General features: G+C 67.5%; 3 protein-coding genes and 1 tRNA gene. 2 read left to right on the forward strand and 2 right to left on the reverse strand.

Annotated elements, in window-relative coordinates; genetic code table 11:
* Positions 1-823, forward strand: an 823-nt coding sequence (locus tag VMJ11_RS25100; RefSeq protein WP_325622829.1) for a methyl-accepting chemotaxis protein, incomplete at its 5' end; no start/stop codon positions are given.
* Positions 824-1,020: 197 nt separating this feature from the next.
* On the forward strand, positions 1,021-2,268 hold the full coding sequence (locus VMJ11_RS25105; protein ID WP_325622831.1) for a D-amino acid dehydrogenase: 1,248 nt from the start codon (positions 1,021-1,023) through the stop codon (positions 2,266-2,268).
* Between the two features lie 183 nt (positions 2,269-2,451).
* Here the strand turns inward: VMJ11_RS25105 and VMJ11_RS25110 are convergent.
* Both VMJ11_RS25110 and hcaD read right to left on the reverse strand, forming a co-directional pair.
* Positions 2,452-2,528 (reverse strand) — tRNA-Val (locus VMJ11_RS25110).
* A 120-nt stretch (positions 2,529-2,648) separates the two neighbouring features.
* Positions 2,649-3,890, reverse strand: coding sequence for a 3-phenylpropionate/cinnamic acid dioxygenase ferredoxin--NAD(+) reductase subunit (hcaD, locus tag VMJ11_RS25115; protein ID WP_325622833.1), 1,242 nt, complete (start codon positions 3,888-3,890; stop codon positions 2,649-2,651).
* Positions 3,891-3,956 lie beyond the last annotated feature (66 nt).

Below are 3,956 nucleotides of genomic sequence, written 5' to 3' on the forward strand. Positions count from 1 at the left end.
CACGCACGAGATCACGCAGGGCGCGAAGCAGATCGCTTCGGGCAACGTGGACCTCTCGGATCGCACTTCGCAGCAGGCGGCCGCGCTCGAGCAAACGGCAGCGAGCCTCGAGGAGCTTTCGGCGGCGGTGCGCCAGAACACGTCCGGCGCGAAGGAGGCGAGCGGGCTCGCGCAGGGCGCGCTGCAAACCGTCACGCGCGGCGCCGACGTGGTGGCGCGCGTGAACGCGACGATGAACGACATCTCGGCGTCGTCGCAGAAGGTGGAGGAAATCACCGGCATCATCGAGGGCATTGCGTTCCAGACCAACATCCTCGCGCTCAACGCGGCCGTGGAGGCGGCGCGTGCGGGCGAGCAGGGTCGCGGCTTCGCGGTCGTGGCGAGCGAGGTGCGCAGCCTCGCGCAGCGCTCGGGCACGGCGGCCAAGGAGATCAAGGAACTGATCTCCCACTCGGTGGCGACGGTCGGCGCGGGCGCGCGCCTCGTGGAAGACGCGCGCCGCACGATGGACGAAGCACGCGACGCGGTGGCGCGCGTGAGCGGGATCATGACCGGGATTGAAACCGCCACGCTCGAGCAAAGCGACGGCATCGAGCAGGTGAACCGCGCGATCGCACAGATCGACGAGGTCACGCAGCGCAACGCGGCGCTCGTCGAGGAAGCGGCGGCCGCCGCGCAATCGCTCGAAGCGCAGGCCGACGCGTTGCGTGAAGCCGTGGCGGTGTTCAACCTGGGCGGTGCGGGGCAGACTGGCGCACACCCGACGCGCGCCGCGACTGCCGACGCCCTTGCGGGCCTGCGGACCCTCTCGGCGCTGGCCTGAGCGGGCGGATCGCGCAACCGTTGCGCGAACAACGTTCGAGGGGCGTGGTAGAGACCGTCGCCCCATCGCCCGGCGGATCCGTTTGACCGGAGGTCATCTCCCGCACGCAATTCGCAGTTGAGTTCCGTTTCGTTCCCGGCGAGACTGGCGGCATGGGCCGGAAAGGTTCGGCCGCAAGCCAGAGAGAACGACACACTATGCGAGTATGCGTTTTGGGCGGTGGGGTGATCGGCGTGACGACGGCGTATGCGCTTGTGCGCGACGGACATGAGGTGACGCTCGTCGAACGTCACGCGGACGTGGCGCGCGAAACGAGCCACGCCAATGGCGGCCAGCTCAGCTACAGCTACGTGGCGCCGCTGGCCGACCCTTCAGTGCTGCCGAAGCTGCCGCAATGGCTCTTTTCGCGCGAAGCCGCGCTGCGTTTCGTGCCGCGGCTGGATCCGCATCAATGGCGCTGGTGCGCTGCGTTCCTGCGCGCCTGCACGCGCGCGCGCAGCCGCGCGACCACGGCCGAACTGCTTGGCCTCGGCTTTCTGAGCCAGCGTCTCATGCATGAAGTCGCCGAGCGCGAATCGCTCGCGTTCGACTACGTGCGCAACGGCAAGCTCGTGGTCTATCGCGATCAGGAAAGCTTCGCGCTCGCGCGCCGCCAGGCCGAATACCAGGCGCAACTGGGTTGCGTGCAGCACGTGCTCGAAGGCGCGGCGTGCGTTGCGCTCGAGCCCGCGCTCGCGCATATCGGCGGGGAGATTGCGGGCGGCATTCACACGCCGGGCGAAGAGGCCGCCGATTGCGACCAGTTCACGCGCGGCCTCGCACGCGCGGCGCAGCGCGACGGCGTGGACCTGCAGATTGCCACCGAGTTTTCGGGCCTGCGCACGAAGGGGCTGCGGGTGCTCGCCGCGCAAACCTCGAAGGGCGACATCGAGGCCGACGCGTTCGTGGTCTGCCTGGGGTTTCAGAGTCAGCCGATGCTCGCAGCAATGGGCGTGAACGTGCCCGTATATCCGCTCAAGGGCTACAGCCTCACGCTGCCCAATGCGAATGCGCAGGGCGCGCCACGCATCTCGATTACGGATGCCCATCACAAGGTGGTCTACGCGCCGCTCGGCGAGCGTTTGCGCATTGCGGGCATGGTGGATCTCACGGGCATGAACCCGCACGCCGACGAGGAGCGCATCGCGCTGCTCACGCGCCAGGCGCGCGAAACGTTTCCCGCTGCCGGCAATTACGAAGCCATTCAGACGTGGACCGGCATGCGTCCTGCCACGCCCGACAGCAAGCCGCTGATCGGCGCGACGCACTTTCGCAACCTGTGGCTCAACACGGGGCACGGCGCGCTCGGCTTCACGCTCGCGCTGGGCAGTGCGCAACTGCTTGCCGACCTGCTGGCGGAGCGTGAACTATCGCTAGACGGCGACGCCTTCGCGCCGGGCCGCTGATCCGCGAGCACTCACTGCAAGGTTGCGTTTTCCTCGCGCGAGATGACGCTTCCACGTTCGTCGATGCGCGCAATGAATCGCCGCGCACATGATTAGGGCACCAAAAGAAAATGACGCAGACCCGCGAGGGAATGCGTCATTCACAAGATGCTGCAAGGTACAGCTTCTTTACTGCATGTTCGTTGGTAGGCTCGATTGGATTCGAACCAACGACCCCCACCATGTCAAGGTGGTGCTCTAACCAACTGAGCTACGAGCCTGTCGAGGCGCGAATTATAGAGACACTCGCGCGCGCTTGCAAGCGCTTTTCTCGAATCGGGTGAAACGTGCGATTTCGGCCGGGTCTTGCGCTGGTGAGCATCAGGCAAGGTCAGCCAAAATCAGGCAAATTCGCGCGCCAGATTACGCAGATTCTGCGCAGGATCTGCGAGCGTTTCGCGCGCGATGCGCGCGCGCTTGCCGATCAGCGCTTTCGCGCTGCGCATGTCACGTCCCTGATTTACGGTGATCGCGCCCACGAGCGCGCCTTCGCCATCGAGACCGAACAGCACGCAGGGTGGCGTGTCGAGCGTGCCTCGCGCGAGCCATTCGGGCGCGGCCATGTCGCCGGCGAACTGGATGTTGAGGCCGCATTGATCGGTCCAGAACCAGTCGGCTTCGCGTGCCTCGGGCGCGAGGCCGAGTATCGCGCGTGCGGCCGTCTGCGCTTGCTGGTTCGCGTTTTCCCACGTTTCGCGACGCTGGTGGCGGCCGCTCGCTTCGTCCCACTGGGTGGCGGCGTCGCCCGCCGCGTAGACGTGCGCGTGCGAGGTGCGGCATTGCGCGTCGATCACGATGCCGTTTTCAACGTGCAGGCCGGCTGCCTGGGCGAGCGTGGTCTCGGGTTCGACGCCGATGCCGTAGATCACCGCGTTGCCCGTGAGGCGCGTGCCGTCTTCGAGCGTCAGCACGATCTCGCCGCGCTCGCGCGCCGCCGCCGCGAGCGGCGAGCCCAGATGCAGCGCCACGCCACGCGCGCGGTGCACGACGCACAAATGCGCGCTCAGAACGGGCGGCGCGCAACGCATCATCGCGCGCGGCGCCTGCTCGATCACGGTGACCTGCGCGCCGAGATCAACTGCGCTAGAAGCGAGTTCGAGGCCGATCACGCCCGCGCCCACCAGCAGCACACGCTTGCCCGGTTGCAGAACCGGTAAAAGGCGCTGCGCGTCGTCGAGCGTGCGCAACGTGTGGACGCTTTCGCCGAGGCCGCCGAGCGCGTCGAGCATCGGCAGGCGCCGCACGCGTGCGCCCGTGGCGAGCAGCAGCTTGTCGAAGGCAATCGTCTCGCCGCTGGAGAGCATGACCGTACGAGCCTGCGCGTCGAGCGCGGTTGCGGCCACGCCGAGTTTCAGCTCGATCGCGTGCTCCGCGTAGAAGCCTTCTGCGTGAATGGCGCAGCGCGCGGTTTGCGGCTGGAGCAGCACGTCTTTCGAAAGCGGCGGCCGTTCATAAGGCGCGTGGGCTTCTTCGCCGATCAGCACGAGGCGGCCCGCGTAGCCTTGCCGGCGCAGTTCGGCGGCGGCGAGCGCGCCGGCCTGGCCTGCGCCGACGATGACGATGACGATGGTCGAGGCGGTCATGACGCGTTTCCCGTTACAGATGCAGGCCGCCCGCTGCGTGACGGATGCCGCGAATACCGAGCCCGG

This window comes from Paraburkholderia sp., from assembly GCF_035501035.1.
Classification (GTDB): Bacteria; Pseudomonadota; Gammaproteobacteria; order Burkholderiales; family Burkholderiaceae; genus Paraburkholderia.

What these genes read in the sequence shown, in the direction of transcription:
- VMJ11_RS25105 (WP_325622831.1), top strand. Translation starts at nt 1,021, where the DNA reads ATGCGAGTATGCGTTTTGGGCGGTGGGGTGATCGGCGTGACGACGGCG.
- hcaD (WP_325622833.1), bottom strand. Translation starts at nt 3,890, where the DNA reads ATGACCGCCTCGACCATCGTCATCGTCATCGTCGGCGCAGGCCAGGCC.